The sequence below is a fragment of the Hoeflea phototrophica DFL-43 genome (assembly GCF_000154705.2).
GTDB classification, from domain to species: Bacteria; Pseudomonadota; Alphaproteobacteria; order Rhizobiales; family Rhizobiaceae; genus Hoeflea; species Hoeflea phototrophica.
Window position 1 is genome coordinate 1,562,490 of sequence record NZ_CM002917.1, and the last position, 17,616, is coordinate 1,580,105.

The 17,616-nt window shown below is 59.9% G+C and carries 17 protein-coding genes; 10 read left to right on the top strand and 7 right to left on the bottom strand.

The features are described from left to right. Window positions 1-115: 115 nt before the first annotated feature. A complete protein-coding gene (locus HPDFL43_RS07210; RefSeq protein WP_007196635.1) occupies window positions 116-1,150 on the bottom strand; it encodes a DMT family transporter in 1,035 nt (344 codons plus the stop codon). Between the two features lie 336 nt (window positions 1,151-1,486). On the opposite strand from HPDFL43_RS07210, the gene HPDFL43_RS07215 reads away from it, so the two are divergent. From HPDFL43_RS07215 to HPDFL43_RS07225, 3 genes are all read left to right on the top strand, one after another. Continuing rightward, window positions 1,487-2,095 (top strand): glutathione S-transferase family protein, encoded by a 609-nt coding sequence (locus tag HPDFL43_RS07215; RefSeq protein WP_007196637.1) that lies wholly within the window; start codon window positions 1,487-1,489, stop codon window positions 2,093-2,095. A gap of 145 nt (window positions 2,096-2,240) precedes the next feature. Beyond that, on the top strand, window positions 2,241-3,407 hold the full coding sequence (locus HPDFL43_RS07220; RefSeq protein WP_007196638.1) for an acetyl-CoA acetyltransferase: 1,167 nt from the start codon (window positions 2,241-2,243) through the stop codon (window positions 3,405-3,407). A 43-nt stretch (window positions 3,408-3,450) separates the two neighbouring features. Continuing rightward, window positions 3,451-5,283: an adenylate/guanylate cyclase domain-containing protein gene (locus HPDFL43_RS07225; RefSeq protein WP_040449116.1), complete on the top strand. Its 1,833-nt coding sequence runs from the start codon at window positions 3,451-3,453 to the stop codon at window positions 5,281-5,283. An 86-nt stretch (window positions 5,284-5,369) separates the two neighbouring features. Here the strand turns inward: HPDFL43_RS07225 and HPDFL43_RS07230 are convergent, their stop codons facing one another. After that, on the bottom strand, window positions 5,370-6,212 hold the full coding sequence (locus HPDFL43_RS07230; protein WP_007196641.1) for an EamA family transporter: 843 nt from the start codon (window positions 6,210-6,212) through the stop codon (window positions 5,370-5,372). An 89-nt stretch (window positions 6,213-6,301) separates the two neighbouring features. Here HPDFL43_RS07230 and HPDFL43_RS07235 point away from each other — a divergent pair, with 89 nt between their 5' ends. Further along, entirely contained in the window at window positions 6,302-6,814 is a 513-nt protein-coding gene (locus HPDFL43_RS07235; RefSeq protein WP_007196642.1) for a MarR family winged helix-turn-helix transcriptional regulator, read from the top strand. A 27-nt stretch (window positions 6,815-6,841) separates the two neighbouring features. Here the strand turns inward: HPDFL43_RS07235 and HPDFL43_RS07240 are convergent, their stop codons facing one another. Then, entirely contained in the window at window positions 6,842-7,471 is a 630-nt protein-coding gene (locus HPDFL43_RS07240) for a transglycosylase SLT domain-containing protein (RefSeq protein ID WP_007196643.1), read from the bottom strand. A gap of 381 nt (window positions 7,472-7,852) precedes the next feature. Here HPDFL43_RS07240 and HPDFL43_RS07245 point away from each other — a divergent pair, with 381 nt between their 5' ends. Next, window positions 7,853-8,857 (top strand): asparaginase, encoded by a 1,005-nt coding sequence (locus HPDFL43_RS07245; protein WP_007196644.1) that lies wholly within the window; start codon window positions 7,853-7,855, stop codon window positions 8,855-8,857. Between the two features lie 2 nt (window positions 8,858-8,859). Here the strand turns inward: HPDFL43_RS07245 and HPDFL43_RS07250 are convergent, their stop codons facing one another. Next, window positions 8,860-9,864, bottom strand: coding sequence for an AraC family transcriptional regulator (locus HPDFL43_RS07250; protein WP_007196645.1), 1,005 nt, complete (start codon window positions 9,862-9,864; stop codon window positions 8,860-8,862). Window positions 9,865-10,003: 139 nt separating this feature from the next. On the opposite strand from HPDFL43_RS07250, the gene HPDFL43_RS07255 reads away from it, so the two are divergent. The 5 genes from HPDFL43_RS07255 to HPDFL43_RS21330 all read left to right on the top strand — a co-directional run bounded on the left by HPDFL43_RS07255 (window position 10,004) and on the right by HPDFL43_RS21330 (window position 15,318). After that, the gene (locus HPDFL43_RS07255; RefSeq protein ID WP_040449885.1) at window positions 10,004-10,831 is read left to right on the top strand and encodes an NAD(P)H-binding protein; all 828 of its coding nucleotides are present in this window, start codon (window positions 10,004-10,006) and stop codon (window positions 10,829-10,831) included. A 29-nt stretch (window positions 10,832-10,860) separates the two neighbouring features. Continuing rightward, a complete protein-coding gene (locus tag HPDFL43_RS07260; protein ID WP_007196647.1) occupies window positions 10,861-11,256 on the top strand; it encodes a DUF4345 domain-containing protein in 396 nt (131 codons plus the stop codon). A 102-nt stretch (window positions 11,257-11,358) separates the two neighbouring features. Next, a complete protein-coding gene (locus HPDFL43_RS07265) occupies window positions 11,359-11,844 on the top strand; it encodes an anthrone oxygenase family protein (RefSeq protein ID WP_007196648.1) in 486 nt (161 codons plus the stop codon). 118 nt (window positions 11,845-11,962) lie between these two features. After that, complete coding sequence (locus HPDFL43_RS07270; RefSeq protein ID WP_040449887.1) at window positions 11,963-14,056, top strand: S9 family peptidase; 2,094 nt, start codon at window positions 11,963-11,965, stop codon at window positions 14,054-14,056. A 173-nt stretch (window positions 14,057-14,229) separates the two neighbouring features. Then, window positions 14,230-15,318, top strand: coding sequence for a vWA domain-containing protein (locus HPDFL43_RS21330; RefSeq protein ID WP_169743237.1), 1,089 nt, complete (start codon window positions 14,230-14,232; stop codon window positions 15,316-15,318). A 40-nt stretch (window positions 15,319-15,358) separates the two neighbouring features. Here the strand turns inward: HPDFL43_RS21330 and HPDFL43_RS07280 are convergent, their stop codons facing one another. The 3 genes from HPDFL43_RS07280 to HPDFL43_RS07290 form a co-directional block, all read right to left on the bottom strand. Then, on the bottom strand, window positions 15,359-16,282 hold the full coding sequence (locus HPDFL43_RS07280; RefSeq protein WP_007196651.1) for a cytochrome c: 924 nt from the start codon (window positions 16,280-16,282) through the stop codon (window positions 15,359-15,361). Between the two features lie 40 nt (window positions 16,283-16,322). Next, on the bottom strand, window positions 16,323-16,769 hold the full coding sequence (locus HPDFL43_RS07285; protein WP_007196652.1) for a c-type cytochrome: 447 nt from the start codon (window positions 16,767-16,769) through the stop codon (window positions 16,323-16,325). A 186-nt stretch (window positions 16,770-16,955) separates the two neighbouring features. Beyond that, entirely contained in the window at window positions 16,956-17,558 is a 603-nt protein-coding gene (locus HPDFL43_RS07290; RefSeq protein ID WP_007196653.1) for a superoxide dismutase, read from the bottom strand. Window positions 17,559-17,616: the final 58 nt, after the last annotated feature.

A 17,616-nucleotide genomic window follows, 5' to 3' on the forward strand; every position in this document is an offset into this window, starting at 1 on the left:
GGGTTTGATCGAAAGTGTCTGTTGCAACAGAGTAGTTTTGATTGACTGTTCAATCAATAAAAAACTACGCGAACACATTGCCACGACAGCAGCGCGGTGAGGGTGTGTCTCTGTGCTATGCCGTGTTGGAGGGGGAAAGCTCGCTGTCTTCGGTGACAGCCGGAACACCGGTGGCGATGAGGGTCTCGCCTACCGGGGCGGGCGTTTCGGCCCTCTCGGGGGCGCGCAGCTCGCGGTAGCCGATATAGAGCCCGGCGCCGATGATCATCGCCATCCCGGCAAACGTGTTGAGGCCTGGAACCTCGCCCCAGAAAAACCAGGCTGCCGCAGCGGCAAACGGCAGGTAGGCGTAGTCGAACGGGGCGATCAAGCTGGCGTTCGCCACCTGGTAGGCCCGGCTGAGAAGAATGTAGCCGGTCATCCCGACCACACCCAGCAGCGCCAGATTGGCCATCTGCACCGCATCCGGAACGATGAATTCAAACCGCAAATGATGAAACTCCGGGCCCATGGGAACAACCGCATTGACCAGCCAGCCGAGCGGCCAGATCATGAAGCCGGACCCTCCGATGGTCCACAGACCCATCGTCAGGCTGCTTTCGCCGTCGCCCACCCTCCGTGTCAGGATCATCGATGCCGCGTAGGACATGGCGCAGATCAGCGGCAGCAGCGCCACCCACTGGAAACTGTCCTGGCCGGGCGCCATGGCGATCAGCACCCCGCTGAACCCCACCACAAGGGCTGCGATCCGGTGCGCGCCCATGCGCTCGCCCAGAAACAGCGCGGCCAGGATGCCGATGAACAGGGGCGCCGAGAAGAAGATCGTCGACACCTCCGCCAGCGGCATGAACGGAAAGGCTGCGTAGAACATCGCGAAGCCGCCGGTCAGCAGAAATGCGCGCAACAGGTGGATCGGCCAAAACGGCGTCAACAGCCGGTGCTTGCCGCCAAGCCAGACGATCAGCGGTACCAGCACCAGGATAGATATGCCCGCCCTGACAAAAATCAGCATCCATAAAGGCTGCGCCCCGAGCAGGTCCTTGACGATGAGATCCTGCCCTACAAAACAACACGCGCCACCAAGCACGCAGGCGATCCCCTCAAGCGGGCGGGAAGACTGGAGAGGCGCAAGAGAGGCCACTGCGGTCATTGTGAAATCCCCGCGGTTTCATCTGGTCGGCTGCAGGTCGCGAACGGGTTGACCGCGCGGCGCAAGCTCGACCACGAAGCCGGGAAATCATGGCCGATTTTTCGATGTCGCACGCGCCATTCCGCGACATTGAGGCCGAAAAATGCTCGGATGCGCCGCTCGGGCCGTCATCAGCACCTGCACGAGTCCGGTCCGGCAGGCCGAAGGTCGAGGCGACTGCGGCGGTTTCCGGCACCTCCGGCTGCGCGATTGAGAGCTCGATTCATGCTGACATGAACTGTCACCATGGCAATGCTAGTCGGATCTCCTAGCCACCAACCGGACAGGAGATCCGACATGCTCACGCTCTACCATTCGCCACAGTCACGCTCATCCCGCATCATCCGCCTGCTCATCGAGCTGAACGTCCTTGATCAGGTCGACATCCGCATCGTCACCGTTGTCCGCCATGACGGATCGGGTGGCGCCGATCCGTCCAATCCGCATCCCGAAGGCAAGGTGCCGCTGCTGGTGCATGACGGGGCCGAGCTGTGGGAATCCAATGCCATCATTCTCTACCTGACCGACCTGTTCGCCGATAAAGGCCTCGGCCGCCCGGTCGGGGAGCCGGATCGCGGCAGCTATCTGAGCTGGCTTGCCTGGTATGGCAATATTGTCGAGCCTGTCCTGGTCTTCACCGCCGCCGGGTTGAACCATCCCTTTCTCCACGCCACCTTCCGGGGAGCGCCGGAGGTGGCGGCGCGGCTCACCGCCCAGCTCGAGAAAACGCCCTATCTGATGGGCTCGGCGTTTTCCGCAGCCGATCTGCTGCTGGTCTCGCCCTACACCTGGATGCCTCAGGCCACGCCGGATGTGCAGGTGGTCCGGGACTGGATTGAGCGCTGCGAGAGCCGTCCCTCGGCCCGGCAGGTCCTTGAGTTCGACCAGGGCCATATGCCCGGATAGCTCGAAGCCGTCATCACCGGTTTTCAGCCCCCGCGACCGGCACGGACCGGCCGGTCGCTTGGGTGGATCCGCTCTCCCCTTTACAAAGCCGCCCGCGCGCTCAAAATGCGCCCCAGCACAGACAAGATTCCCGGGAGAGAGATTCATGACCGCCTGCATCATCGGCTGGGCCCACACGCCCTTTGGCAGACACAGCGAAGAAACCGTCGAGAGCCTGGTCACGAAGGTGGCCCGTGAGGCGCTCGAGCATGCCGGTCTGGAAGCCGCCGACATCGACGAGATCTATCTCGGTCATTTCAATGCCGGTTTTTCGGCCCAGGATTTCACCGCGAGTCTGGTGCTGCAGGCCGATGATGACTTCCGCTTCAAACCGACGACGCGCGTTGAAAACGCCTGCGCAACCGGATCGGCTGCGGTTCATCAGGGCATCAAGGCGATCCGCGCCGGTGTCGCGCGCAGGGTGCTGGTGGTTGGCGTCGAGCAGATGACGACGACACCCGGGCCTCAGATCGGCGCCAATCTGCTCAAGGCCTCTTATCTGCCTGAGGATGGCGACACGCCCGCAGGCTTCGCCGGCGTTTTCGGCAAGATCGCCGATGGCTATTTCCAGAAGTACGGCGACCAGTCCGATGGGCTCGCCGCGATCGCCGCCAAGAACCACAAGAATGGTGTCGACAATCCCTGGGCACAGATGCGCAAGGATCTCGGCTACGAGTTCTGCCGCACTGAGAGCGAAAAGAACCCCTATGTGGCGGGACCGCTCAAGCGCACCGACTGCTCGCTGGTCTCCGACGGGGCCGCGGCCATCGTGCTGTCCGATGTGACGACAGCCATGCAGGCGCCGCGCGCGATCCTGTTTCGCGCCGCCGAACATGTGCAGGATTTCCTGCCCATGTCCAAGCGCGACATCCTCGCCTTCGAGGGCTGTGCGCTGGGCTGGAAGCGGGCCTTCGCCAATTCCAAGACTTCGCTCGATGATCTCTCCTTCGTGGAGACCCATGATTGCTTCACCATTGCCGAGTTGATCGAGTATGAAGCCATGGGGCTTGCCAAGCCGGGGCAGGGCGGTGATTTCGCCATGAGCGGTGAAACGCGGAAAGATGGCCGCCTGCCGGTCAATCCATCCGGCGGGCTCAAGGCCAAGGGCCACCCGATCGGCGCCACCGGTGTCTCAATGCACGCGCTCAGCGCAATGCAGCTCGCGGGCGAGGCTGGCGGCATTCAGGTCAAGGATGCGACGCTGGGCGGCATCTTCAACATGGGTGGCGCCGCGGTTGCCAATTACGTTTCCATTCTGGAGCGCATCCGGTGAGCCCATTCATCTGGGGCATTCGCAGCGTTGAAAAGGTGAGAGTTTGAAAGCGAAATTCGGCGTCTTTTCGGTTGTGCTTGTATGCTTCGGTACGCTGCTTTTCGTTTCAATGGCGTCTATCATTGCCATGAACGCAGCCAATTCAACGCAGGTCTTCTCTCGATTGCTTGGCCAGGTCGTCCTGCGCAGTGCGGAGGGTCTGGAGTTGGCCTTGCGCAATCATCTCGAAGCGGCGGAAAACCAGGGCGATTTCATTGTCGACAATTTGGATGTTGAGGATCTGAAGTTTGAAAATCCGGACAAGCTGATCGCATTCATTACAGGGTCGTTGGCTGCCGCGCCGCAGATTAGCGGTCTCATCATTGCCAATGATTCTGGGCAAGGCATAGGTGTTGCGCGCGATTCATCTGGCAAGGCGCAGAGCACTGAGCTTGGTCCCGGAACACCATCGGACATTCCGCTCATATTTGATGAAGTTCGCTCTCGAAAGGAACCCTACTGGGGTCTGCCGGCTTTCAGCGATACACTCGGAGTCACGGTTATGAACCGGCGTATTCCGATCTGGCAGGGCGACAAATTTCTTGGCTTGATCGCAATTGCGATCTCCACGGATGAGCTTTCGAGACTCGCCGGTGAATTGAGCGAAGAGCAGACAAGTGTGTTTGTGCTGTACGGCAGAAATCGTGTGCTGGCGCATATATCGATGTTCGGAGAAACCATGAACATTTCGGAGGGGAAGCCGCTGCCGACGCTTGGTGAAATCAGTGACCCGATCATAAAACACCTTCGCTCGGCCGACGCCATTCCGGAAATTGATAGTCTCGATGGCGCAAGGATGAGTGTCGTCGAGGTTGACGGAAGCACTTACGGCTTCATCACAAAACCCGTCCGTGGCTATGGTGACAGGCCGCTGATCATTGGAGCCTACAGCACCGCAGACGATATTGGCCAAGTGGTCAAGTCGATGATTGTTACGGTTTCGGTTGGCAGCGGCGTCCTGGTCTTGGCCCTCATTGGGGCATGGATTCTGAGCCGCAGGCTTACGCGTCCGCTTCGTCAGACATCGGAAGTCGCAGCTGCGATCGCCACGCTCGAATTCGACAACGTCAAACCTCTTCCGCCCAGTCGTCTCAAGGAGATCGACGACCTGGCAACGTCGTTCAACGCGATGTTGATTGGTTTGCAGTCCTTTGGCCGCTATGTCCCGCGTCTGCTGGTCAAGCGGTTGATCCGGGAACACCATGTCGGAGCCGGGACTGAACAGCGCGAACTGACGGTGATGTTCACCGACATTGTCGGTTTCACATCCATTTGTGAGGGCATGGACCCGGCCGACGTTGCCACCTTCATCAGTGAGCATTTGACGCTTGTGTCCAAATGCATCGAGGATGAGGGCGGGACGATCGACAAATACATCGGCGATGCCGTCATGGCGTTTTGGGGTGCGCCGGAAAACATCGACAATGCGAATTTGAGGGCGATGCGCGCGGCTGGCGCCATCCAGGCTGCTCTCAATGCCGACAACGCTATTCGGACACGGGCAAATCTGCCAAGTGTCAGGATTCGGATTGGAGTGCACTCCGGACAGCTCATCGTTGGTGATATCGGTTCACCTGACCGCCTCAACTACACAGTGATCGGGGATATTGTGAACATCACGCAGCGCCTTGAGGCGCTGGGGAAAGAGGTCGATGCCGAGGCGGAATCCATTGTGCTGGTCAGTCGCGATGTCAGGGACAGCCTCGCTGGCCAGATCACTTTCGACGAAATCGGCAACATGAAGGTCAAGGGCAGAATGGGTGAGATTGAGGTGTTTCGATTGAGCCAGTTTGCCGAGCCAATCCCCACGTTTGACCAGGCGCTGAAGCAGAGCTAGAAATCGCCGCTGTGCCAGTCTGGCTGCAAGGTGAGTGCTGTTGGCTGTTGGGGGTTAACGCCCTTAACGGCCGGTGGCCCGCGGCTTTAATCCCGCCGTCTGATCGACACGCCCACGGCCGTCGCCCCGATAACCAGCGCCATGCCCGCCCACTGAAAGGGACTGAACCATTCTCCCAGCGCCACCGCACCGATAGCGGTTGCCACCACCGGACTTGCCAGCGCCAGGTAGGTCGCGCTCGAGCCGATCCGCCCGATGCCCCGGGTCCAGACGAAATAGGCGAATGCGGTGCCGACCAGCATCAGCCATCCATAGCCGATGACTTCCGTGAGCCCCGGTGAGGGTGGCAGACCTTCGACAAACAGCGCCACCGGCATCAGCATCGCGCCACCGAAGATCAACTGCCAGGTGGTGGTTTCAAGCGCTGTGCCCATTCGTCCCCAGCGGTCGATCAGAACCGTGCCGATCGCCATGGACAAGGCGCCGCCAATCGCTGCCGCCACACCGATCGGGTCGGGATGGACGTTCGGCGAGAGCACCAGAAGCCCCACGCCGATCACGCCCGCAATCCCCGCCAGAATCTGCACGGGATGCGGCGCGCGGCCGATGAGAATCGCCGAGATCAGCACCACAACCAGCGGCTGGATCGCGCCCAGCGTCGCGGCCAGCCCGCCGGGCATGCGTGATGCCGCGACGAACAACAGCGCGAAGAACAGCCCGATGTTGGAGAATCCGATCACCGCATGGCGCTTGAGCGCCGCAAGTGGTGGGATCCGCGGATTGAGCGCCAGCAGGATCAGCCCGGCCGGCAAGGCGCGCATTGCGCCAACCAGCAGCGGGTGGCTCACCGGCAATGTTTCTGTGAACACCACATAGGTGGTGCCCCAGAGCATCGGCCCCAGCAGCGTGATCAGGATTGTGCGAAGCATGAGAACTCGCTATAATTCGATGTAGAGTATTTTGACGTCGAAATATAATTGGTTTTCAGCTGATTGCAAGGCCGAAAAGCGCAGAGGCAATGATGAACGGAAAAGAGACGGGAAAGCCCGAGCAGGGCGCATCCACGATGACAAGCATTCAGGCGCAATGGCGGGCCGCACGGCCTGATCTCGATTGTCGTCCGATGGCGGTGATCGGCCAGCTGTGGCGCTCAAGCCAGGTTGCGATGCGCGCGGTGGAAACCAATCTCAAGCGCTATGATCTCGACATGGCAGGTTTTGATGTGCTGTTGACCCTGCGCCGTCAGGCAGATGGCCGGGCGTTGACGCCGGGCGAACTGGCGCGTGACATGATGATGTCTCCCCCCGCCATGACCAATCGCATTGACCGCCTGGTGGCCCGCACGCTTGTCGAACGCCATGCTGATCCTGATGACCGCCGAGCCCTCAGGGTCCGGCTGACGTCAGAGGGAAGGGCGCTGGCTGACACGGCGGTGGAAACCCATCTGGCGGTCGAGGAAGGGTTGCTGAGCGCGCTCAGCCAGACCGACCGGGATCAGCTTACAGCCCTGCTGGTGCGGCTTGGTGGTTAGAAAGCGGGGCCAGGAGGCGCGTCAGGCTCAGCCGATGTTGCCCGGCCGCAGTCCTTCTGCAAGCAGGGCGACAACCCTGTCTGTGGCCTCCGACTTGGTAATGCTTCCATCGCCGTTGCGGTCCAGGCCGCGGTTGAGCCTGTAGGCAACCGACCCCTTGCGAAACAGCACATGACTTGCAGGCTTGCCGATGGCGCGCGGGTAAAGCACCGCCATATAGGCGCTTTGCAGATCATCCATCCGGCCTGCATAGGGCTTGAGATAGAGCTCCACAAAATCCAGTTGATCAATGGCGCTCATCCGCTTGAGCGCGGCTGTCGAGGTGCCGAGCCCCTCTGCCGTCTTCGGCATGAACTGGATCAGGCCGGTCGCACCCGACCCTGCATGGTTGGTCACCGCCGGATCAAAGCTGCGTCCGGTCTCGAACGCCATGATCGCCATGAGATGGTCAGGCTCCATCTTGAGCCGGCCGGAAATGGTGATCACCTTGTCTTTGAATTCGGCCGTGACTTTCGCCCCCCAGGCAATAGGCATCTCCGGTTCGAGTGCCTGGGGAGTGGGTGCGGGCGCCGGATTGGGTGCCGGGATGAAAGGTTCTGCGCGCGGGGCGTGGATGAACAGATCGCGGAGAAAACGGAAGAAGGAAATGCTGGTCATGGCCTGTCCTTTTTGGGTTCGTAGCGGTGACCCAAGTCTAGGCACAGCTTCTAAGGGCAGGGACGTTTCGACCAGCTCGCGCCAGGCCGTCATTTGCCAATTCGGCGCATGTTTCGGTTCGGCCAACAATCCGGTTGAAAGAAGAAACCCATCAAACACAGGGGCTTGCTGAGATTTCCGGATTTAATCTGCTAAACGCTTCATGTGTGGTTCAGATGTGCCGGAACTGAAGAATCGGCCGGAACTTCGTCCCCATCTTCCGGTAGAGTTTTGGCCATCAAACCCCTCTTGGCTCTTGCCGCATCACCCGGCTTCTGCGATCAGACAGCATAAAAATCCGGCACCTTATGCCGGAAATCAGCCAGCACCAGGAAACGCCCCATGTCCAACCCAGTTCTCGTTGAAGTCACCCGCGGCCAACTCGTCGAGAGCCGGCATCGCGGCATGGTCTCGGTGATCGATGCAGAGGGAACGCCGGTGATGGCGCTTGGCGAGGTATCGACGCCGGTGTTTCCGCGCTCGGCGGTCAAATCCATGCAGGCGCTGGCGCTCGTGGAATCCGGCGCTGCCGATGCCTACGGCTTTGGCGACAAGGAACTGGCGCTCGCTTGTGCCTCCCATTCGGGAGAACCCGAGCACATGCGGCTGGCGGGCGATATGGCCGCTCGCGCAGGGTTGAGCGAGGCCGATTTCGAATGCGGCTGCCACTGGAGTTCGCACCAGCGGGTGCTCATTGACCAGGCCCGGGCCGGGGACATGCCGGACCAGCTTGGCAACAATTGCTCGGGCAAACATGCGGGCTTTCTCTGTCTGTCCTGCCATGCCGGTGTCGATCACAAAGGCTATGTCGGCTATGATCATTTCGTCCAGTCGACCATCCGCGATGTGATGGGAGATCTGACCGGTGCCGCTCTCGGTCACGACAATTGCGGCACCGATGGCTGCTCGATCCCCACCTATGCCGCGCCGCTCAACCGGATCGCCCACGGCTTCGCCCGCATGGCCTCGGGCGTTGGCCTCGGAGCGGAACGCGCCAAGGCAGCCCAGCGGCTGATGTCTGCCTGCATGGCTGAACCCTTCTATGTGGCCGGAACCCGCCGCGCCTGCACAGACCTGATGGAGCTGGCCCCGGGCCGGATTTTCGCCAAGACCGGCGCCGAAGGGGTGTTCTGCGCAACGTTGCCGGAAAAGGGCTATGGCATTGCACTCAAATGCGAGGACGGCTCGACCCGTGGCGCGGAAGCCATGATCGGCACGGTCCTGGCCAAGCTGTTTGCTGATGATCAGGAACTCTCCGGAAAACTCCGGACCTGGACACAGAAGCAACTCAAGAACTGGAATCGCATCGAGGTTGGTGTGATCCGGCCCACGGGCGACCTGGCCTGAGCCTAGGCTGCGTTTGCGGCTGGCGAGGCGGGAAGGATAGATCCGCTCCGCGAAGCCTCCGCCCGCCGGATGCTGCCAGGCGGTTGCCCGAAGACACGCTTGAACGCCCGGCAGAAAGAGGCTTCCGACTGATAGCCAAGATCATTGGAGATCACAGCCAGCGCGTCGCTGGTGTCGATCAGCCGGTTTCGCGCCACCCGCATGCGCCATTTCGTCAGATATTTAAGCGGAGTTTCGCCCACCAGTTCCGAAAAGCGCGCGGCGAAGGCCGAACGGGACATTCCGGCGCGGCTGGCGAGCGTCTCCACGCTCCAGTCGTGCCCAGGCTCCCGGTGCATCAGCGCCAGCGTCTTGCCGACCTGCGGATCGCGCAGCGCCTTGAGCCAGCCGGTGTCAGCTGAGGGCGAGGTTTCAAGCCAGGAGCGGATCGCCTGGATCACCACCACATCGGAAAGCCTGGTGATCACGGTTTCGCCGCCCGGCTTGAGCGTGATGGCCTCATTGGCAATGAACCGCAGCGTGCTCTGCAGCCAGCCGCCGGTCTGATCGTCCCAGGAATCGATCATGATGATCTCGGGCAATAGCTTGAGCAGATGCTCGGCGGCGACATCGTCGAACCGCACCACGCCATACATCGAGCGTGTCAGCTCGCCCCCGCCGCCATGGCGCAACACCTCGTAACGCTCGCTGACCTTCTCGACGGGCAGATCGAACAGCGGTGCGCCGGCAAGCCCTTTTGCACTTGAAAGCACATGCGGCGTGCTGTGCGGGATCAGCGCCAGACTGCCTTGCCGGAGAAAGCGCGGCTCGTGGCCTTCAAGTTCCAGCCAGCAGGCTCCGGATGTGACCACCATAAAGGTCATCACCCCATCAAGCTTTGGAATGGCGACTGCCCAGGGAGCAGTCAGCTCTCCCCGGCAATAAAGCGCGCCGGTCAGCCGCAGCATGTGCAGCGTTTCGGCAAGAGGGTCGGTCATTTCGGCAATGTTTGGATCGGGTGTGGACATGAGAGCAACCTAGACAGGATTTTGCGGATTGTCCATGAGTTTGGACGATCTGCATATATATCGAGACAGTATGAAATTGTTAATCCAGAATTGAAGGGATAGGTCTTGCCCACGTTCAATCAACCCAATGGAGCAAGCCATGCAAGACCAACCCATCCTCGTTATCGGTTCCACCGGCAAGACCGGCAGCCGCATCGTCAAATCGCTGAATGAAAAGGGCTTTAGCGTCCGTGAAGGATCGCGCAGCGCGGCCATTCCCTTTGACTGGGACCAGCCCGAGACCTGGGCGCCGGCCTTGTCGGGTGTTTCGGCAGCCTATGTCTCCTATTTCCCCGATCTCGCCTTTCCGGGCGCCGCCGACAAGATCAAGGCGCTGAGCGAGGTTGCTGCACAATGCGGCGTTCGCAAGCTGGTGCTGCTGTCGGGGAGGGGAGAGGCCCATGCCGTGGCCTGCGAGGAAATCGTGCGCAATTCGGGCCTCGCCTTCACGCTGGTCCGCGCCGCCTGGTTCGCCCAGAATTTCTCCGAAGGCTATCTGCTGCCGCCGGTGCTTGATGGCATGGTGGCGCTGCCCGCGGGCGATATCAAGGAGCCGATTGTCGATGTCGACGACATCGCCGATGTTGCGGTCGCCGCACTCACCGACGCCCGTCATGACGGCGAACTCTATGAGATCACCGGTCCCCGGTTGTTGAGTTTCGCAGAAGCCGCCGCTGAAATCTCGGCCGCAGCCGGCATTCCGGTACACTACCAGCCGATCACGCTCGAGCAGTTCCATGAAGGCATGCTCGAAATTGGCGGGCCGCTGATTGCCGACGTCTTCACCGAGATCTGCCGCGAAACCCTCGATGGCCACAATGCCTATCTGACCGACGGCGTTCAGCGTGCGCTTGGCCGCGAGCCGCGCGATTTCGCCGACTTCTGCCAGACCGTTGCAGCAAGCGGCGTCTGGCGCAAGGCGGCCTGACCGCCGCTGGGAACCCAAGGAGACCGATCATGAACACTTCATTTTATCACAAAGCAGTCCTGCTCATTGCAGGCGTGACCGCAATAGGCATAGGCGGGACCATTCTCGCCTCGCCGGAGGTGTTTTACGCAAGCTATGGCATCGCGTTGCCAGCAGACGTCACTCTGACCAACGAACTTCGGGCGTCCGGCGCGAGCGTGGTGATGCTGGGTATCCTGACGCTTGCGGGGCTGGTGTTTGTCCGCTTCGCTACGGCCTCGACCCTGCTCGCGGCGGCGATGTTCCTCGCCTATGGAGCCGCGCGGGCATTGAGCATCGGTATCGATGGTCAACCCGATGGCGGAATGGTCACTGCCATGATCGCCGAACTGGTGATCGGCGCTGCCAGCCTTGCTGCACTTGTTTCGGTGCGCAAAACTGTCTGACAAATCTCGGAACCGCCGGTCTGGACCTGTCTTGCTTGTTCTGGCCGGCTGTTCTGCTTCCCGGCCCTTCGGGCATAACCTCGAATCCTGAAAGCAAAAGCTATGTCCCTCTGGTTTCTTCTTCTCTGTGCTCTTACCCTGATCGCCTATGCAGCGATTGGCGGTGTGTTTCTTGCCTTCTCCGATTTCATCATGCGGTCGTTTGATCTGGTCGGGAACCAGGCCGGGATCGAGACCATGCAGGTTCTCAATGTCGAGATCATGCGCTCGGTCTTCATGGCCCTGTTCATGGGCCTGGCGGTCCTCTCCCTGTTTATCCTGGTCTATGCTGCATTCAATCTCGACGGCACGCCGCGTAACCTGCTGGTGCTGGCTGGCGGGACCTATCTCCTGGGTGTTTTTGCGGTGACCGCCGCCGGGAATGTGCCGCTCAACAACCAGCTCGCGGCCCTTGCGCCCACAACATCGCAGGCGCTCACCTTCTGGAAAGAGACCTACATGACCCGGTGGGTTACACTCAACAGCGTGAGGACACTTGCCTGCTTCATCGCATCGGGCCTGACGCTCGGGGCGCTGGTGATCCGCTAGGATCACCACGCCATGAGAGGCGGAATTAGCAGGCCATCACCTTGATCGGTACCGGTGCGACCTCTATGTCGAGTGTCTGGGGCGAGCGCGCCCATCTCATCCGATCATGGAGTCCTCCTTGTCCGCATTCAAGAATCTGCCTGCAGCGCCGGTCGCTGAAAAGCGTCCGTCCACCGACACCCGCCACGGCATCACCCGCACGGATGACTATGCCTGGATGCGCGATGACAACTGGCAGGCGATGTTCAAGGATCCCTCGGTACTCGATCCCGCCATTCGCGCCCATCTCGAATCCGAGAACGCGTTTCAGAAAACCGCGATGGCCGACACCGAAGAGCTGCAGAAGACACTGTTTGCCGAAATGCGCGGCCGCATCAAGGAAGACGACAGTTCGGTTCCCGCGCCCGACGGTCCATGGCTTTACGGCGTGCGGTTTGTCACCGGCGGCGAGCAGCCGAAATATTTCCGCACCCCGCGGGAAGGCGGAGATGAAGTGATTACGCTTGATGGCGACCTCGAGGCGAAGGGTAAGGATTATTTCCGTCTGGCCGGCACCGGTCAGTCACCCGATCACGCATCGATGATCTGGGGGTATGACGACAAGGGCTCCGAATTCTTCACCCTCAAGGTGCGGGATCTGTCGACCGGACAAGACCTTGACGATCTGATCGAGAACACCGGCGGTGGCGGCGCCTGGTCCGCCGATGGCAAGGGTTTTTTCTACACCGCCGTTGATGACAATCACCGTCCGAGCAAAATCTTCCACCATCGGATCGGCACCCCTCAGTCGGAAGACAGGCTGATCCGCGAAGAAACGGATTCGGGCTTCTTCATGAGCGTGGGCGGCTCGCGGCTCGATGATTTCATCTTCGTCACCATCAATGACCATGAGACCTCGGAATGCTGGGTGATGCCTGCCGATGACGAGAACGCCTCCTTGCGCCTCGTCGCCGCGCGCGAAACCGGCATGGAGTATTCGCTCGAGGAGGGAGGGGATGTGTTCTTCGTCCTTACCAACGCCGATGGCGCGAAGGACTTCAAGATCATGCAGACCCCGGTCGGTGCGCCTGAAAAGGCCAACTGGGAAGAGGTGGTTGCTCACAAGCCCGGCCGGCTGATCCTCTCTGCAAGTGCCTATCGCAACCATCTGGTCTGGATGGAGCGCGAGAACGGCCTGCCGCGCATTGTCATCCGCGACCGCAAGACTGGCGAAGAGCACGCCATCTCTTTTGATGAGGAGGCCTATTCGCTCGGCTTTCAGGGGTCGATGGAGTACGACACGGACGTGGTGCGCTTCAGCTATTCCTCCATGACCACGCCATCCGAACTCTACGACTACAATATGACCACCCGCGAGCGTACGCTTCTGAAGCGCGACGAGGTGCCATCGGGCCATACGCCGTCCGATTACATCACCCGCCGGGTGATGGCGCCGGCCCATGATGGCGAACTGGTGCCGGTCACGCTGCTTTACCGAAGCGGTACACCGCTCGATGGCACAGCGCCCTGCCTGCTTTACGGCTATGGTTCATACGGCATCACGATCCCGGCGGGCTTCAACACCAACTGTCTCTCATTGGTCGATCGCGGCTTTGTCTATGCCATCGCCCATATTCGCGGGGGCAAGGAAAAGGGTTTTGGCTGGTATGAGGCGGGCAAGCGCGAGCGCAAGACCAACACTTTTCACGATTTCATTGCTGCGGCGCGCTATCTCGATCAGCAGAACTTTACCTCCCACGACCGGATCGTCGCCCAGGGTGGTTCGGCCGGAGGCATGTTGATGGGCGCGGTTGCCAATATGGCGCCCGACGCCTTTGGTGCGATCATTGCGGCTGTGCCCTTTGTTGATGTGCTCAATACCATGCTTGATGACACCTTGCCGCTCACACCGCCGGAATGGCCTGAGTGGGGCAACCCGATCGCCTCGGCTGAGGATTACAGCAACATCGCCGGTTACTCGCCCTATGACAATGTCACAGCCCAAGCCTATCCGCCAATCCTGGCTGTTGCCGGGCTCACCGATCCGCGGGTGACCTACTGGGAGCCTGCCAAATGGGTTGCAAGGCTTCGCGAGTTTTCCACCGGCGGCGCGCCGGTGTTGTTCAAGCTCAATATGGCGGCCGGCCATGCGGGTGCATCCGGACGTTTCCAGCGGCTCGAAGAGGTCGCCTTTGAATATGCCTTCGCACTCAAGGTGGTGGGAAAAGCCTGATGTGCCGGATTGAAGACCAGCAGTAATAAAAAGGAAAAAAAGGGCGAATGTGTCTCAATTTCGAACACAGACGCATTTGGTTAAAATTAAAGGAGTTGCGTTAAGTCTATACTCATCGGTGCTGTAGTATTCGAGGTCGCTACCAAATTTAACCTCCATGAGGCAAACCTATGATGAGTACGCGCATAACATCAAAAATTCGGAAGCTTCTCCGCAATGAGAATGGCAACTTCGCCTTGATTGCGGCGGCTGCGGTGCCGGTTCTGTTTATGGCGGGTAGCCTGGCGGTCGACACCACCAATGCGATGTCGATGAAGGTGCGGCTTCAGAATGCGGTTGACAGTGCAGCGCTCGCTACTGCGGCACGGCTTTCTGAGGAGGAAAATCTCACCGCAGCGCAGGCCCAGGCATTTGCACTGAAATTCGTCAACGGTCAGGTGAAGGAAGATTTTGGCGCATTTAACGGGTTTTCAGTCACCCCCACCGTGAACATCGATCCGGTCGAAACCGGTGGACGCACGGTCTGGAAAGTGGCCGTTTCCATGGAGGGTAGCCAGAGCCTGACACCGATGGCACGCATAATGGGCAAGGACAAGCTGACCGTTAGTGTGGTTGGCAAGTCCGAGAGTGCAGGAGAGGCGCAAGGTGCCTTTTCCATGGCTCTGGTGCTTGACCGGTCCGGGTCGATGGACTGGAATTTGAATGGCCAGAAAAAGATCAATGTTCTCAAGACCGCTGTCGGCGGTCTGATCGAGCAGTTCGAGGAAGCAGATCCAGAGCGCAAATATGTTCGCCTTGGTGCGTCGAGCTACAATTCGAAACTGACCGGAAGCACAAAGCTGAGATGGAACCCTGGCAAGACCAAGGAGTTCGTTGATGCTTTGCCGGCTTCCGGCGGCACTGACTCAACTGATGCCTTCGACTGGGCATATACAGCAGTGACCCACAAACGCGAAAATAACACGCATGATGCAAAATCGGGTCAGGTACCAAAAAAATTCATCGTCTTTATGACTGACGGTGACAACAACTACAGCTCGGCTGACAGCTCGACAAAGCATCTTTGCGATGACGCCAAGGATGACGGTATCGAAGTCTACACTGTAGCGTTTGCTGCGCCCAATCGTGGAAAGCAATTGCTGTCCTATTGCGCCTCCACCGAAGAACACTTCTTCGACGCGCAAAACAGCGCCCAGCTTATCGAGGCGTTCAAGAACATCGGCTACGCCGCATCTAAGGTGGTTTCGCGCCTGACCGAGTAAACAGACAAACAAAGCGGGCGACGGACGAGAACCTCGCGCGCTACTCCCAGCCGTTGGATTTGGCAGGCAGGGCTTTGAGATAGGCAGCGATCGCATCCCGGTCGCTGCCTTCCAGTTTTTCCATGTTCTTTTGGACATCCACCATTGAGCCGCCGACGCTGTCGAAGTCCGGTGTGAAACCGCTTTCGAGATAGTAGGCAATGTCGGAGGCGCTCCAGTCGCCGACGGGTTTTCCGCCCGGGGTGATGTTGGGGATTACCCCTTCGCCATCAGGATTGTGTGCGCCCGCCATCCATTGACCCGGCACAAAGCCGCCTATCAGGTTGCGCGGCGTGTGGCACTCTCCGCAATGGCCCGGGCCTTCAACCAGATATTGCCCGCGCTCAAGCTCCGGAGTGCTGCTGGCAAGGGTTACCTGTGGCGCGTCGGTAAAGAACAGCAGCTTCCAGCCGCCGAGCGAGCGACGGATGTTGAACGGAAATCCGATCTCGTGGGGAAGCGACGCAATGTCGCTTGCCGGCAGCGTCTTTAAAAATGCAAACAGATCGGCGATGTCCTGGTCGGTCATCCGGGTGTAGGAGCCATAGGGGAACGCCGGGTAGTAGTGGCTGCCATCCGGAGAAACGCCCTTCAGCATCGCATTGGCGAAGTCTTCGAGCGCCCATTGCCCGATTCCGGCTTGCGGGTCGGGGGAGATGTTGGGCCCTATGAAGGTGCCGAAATCGCTTTCCAGCCGGACACCTCCAGAAAGCACCAGTTTGGCGTCACCCTCCGAACCAGGCGCGGCATGGCAAGATGCGCAGCCGCCTGCCCAGAAAAGGATCTCGCCGGCCTCGGCACTGGCCTCAAGCCCGCTGATCGCCGCAAGGCGTTCATCATCCAGTGGCTTAGGCGCGGTCAGCACATAAGCAACACCCGCGCCGGCCACGGCCAGAACTGAAATACCGGACACCACCCGTTTCATCGGCGGTGTCCGGCATGCGTTTCAAAACTGGAAGGTGTCATCAGCTCTTTTTGAGGCGATAGACTTCGTGGCAGGCGCCACAGTTTTGGGTGATCGGTCCGAAGACGGCCTTGAGCGCGTCGAGATCGGCGGGAGCGGCTGCAACGCCGGCGTCAGCGGATGCCTTGAATTTGGCGACGGCCGCGTCAAAACCCGCACGGTCTGACCAGATCGCAGGCGCAGCTTCGGTTTCCATTCCGGTTTCCGATCCTTCGGGGAAGAAATCGCCATAGGTTGCGGCCACTTCGCTCATCGTGGTCAGTGCTGCAAGTGCTGCGGCAGCATCAAAATCAACTTCGCCCTTGACCATCTTGGCCATGGCACCGGTGGCACCGCCAACCTTTTTCATCATTTCCTGGCGAACCACCTGAGGTTCATCTGCAGCGATGACAGGCGAAAGTCCCGCAGCACCGATAATGGCTGCAGCAAATACGACGCGAATTTTCATGCGGTCTCTCCTCGGAGGCAATTTGATCACTATGCTGTTCGGCCCCGGTTTATGATTACATGCTGATCATGGCAGGGAAGACAAAAGATTGTGAACACTGTGTTGTCGAATACGCTAATATAAACACTTGCCAAAAAGAAAACCCGGCGCATCAGGCGCCGGGTCCATGGTCCTGAACAGTGGGGTTCAGGAAGCCGCATCGTAGAGTTCGGCGACATAATCCCAGTTGATCATGTTGTCGATGAAGGCCTCGAGATACTTCGGACGCGCATTGCGGTAATCGATGTAGTAGCTGTGCTCCCAGACATCGCAGCCCAGAACCGGCGTTGCGCCGTGCATCAGCGGGTTCTCGCCGTTTGGCGTCTTCATCACTTCGAGCTTGCCGTTCTTCACGGCAAGCCATGCCCAGCCCGAGCCGAACTGGCCGACGCCGGCCGCAATGAAGTCGGCGCGGAACTTGTCAAAACCGCCGAGATCCGACGCGATCGCCTTTTCGAGTGCGCCCGGCATCTTGGAGCCGCCGCCGCCCTTCTTCATCCAGTTCCAGAAGTGCATGTGGTTGTAGTGCTGGCCGACATTGTTGATCAGCCCCGCATTGTTTTCGGCGAACGCTGCCTTGCAGATCTCCTCGATCGACTTGCCCGCATGCGCGCTGCCTTCGAGAAGCTCGTTGCCCTTGGTCACATAGGCCTGATGGTGCTTGTCGTGGTGGAATTCCAGCGTCTCGCGCGACATGTAGGGGGCGAGGGCGTCGTAATCATAGGGCAGGGCCGGAAGCTCAAGAGCCATGGGGTCTCTCCTGTAAAATTGAAATGAACACGGACCTTGGCCCGCAGCATTGCCAGAA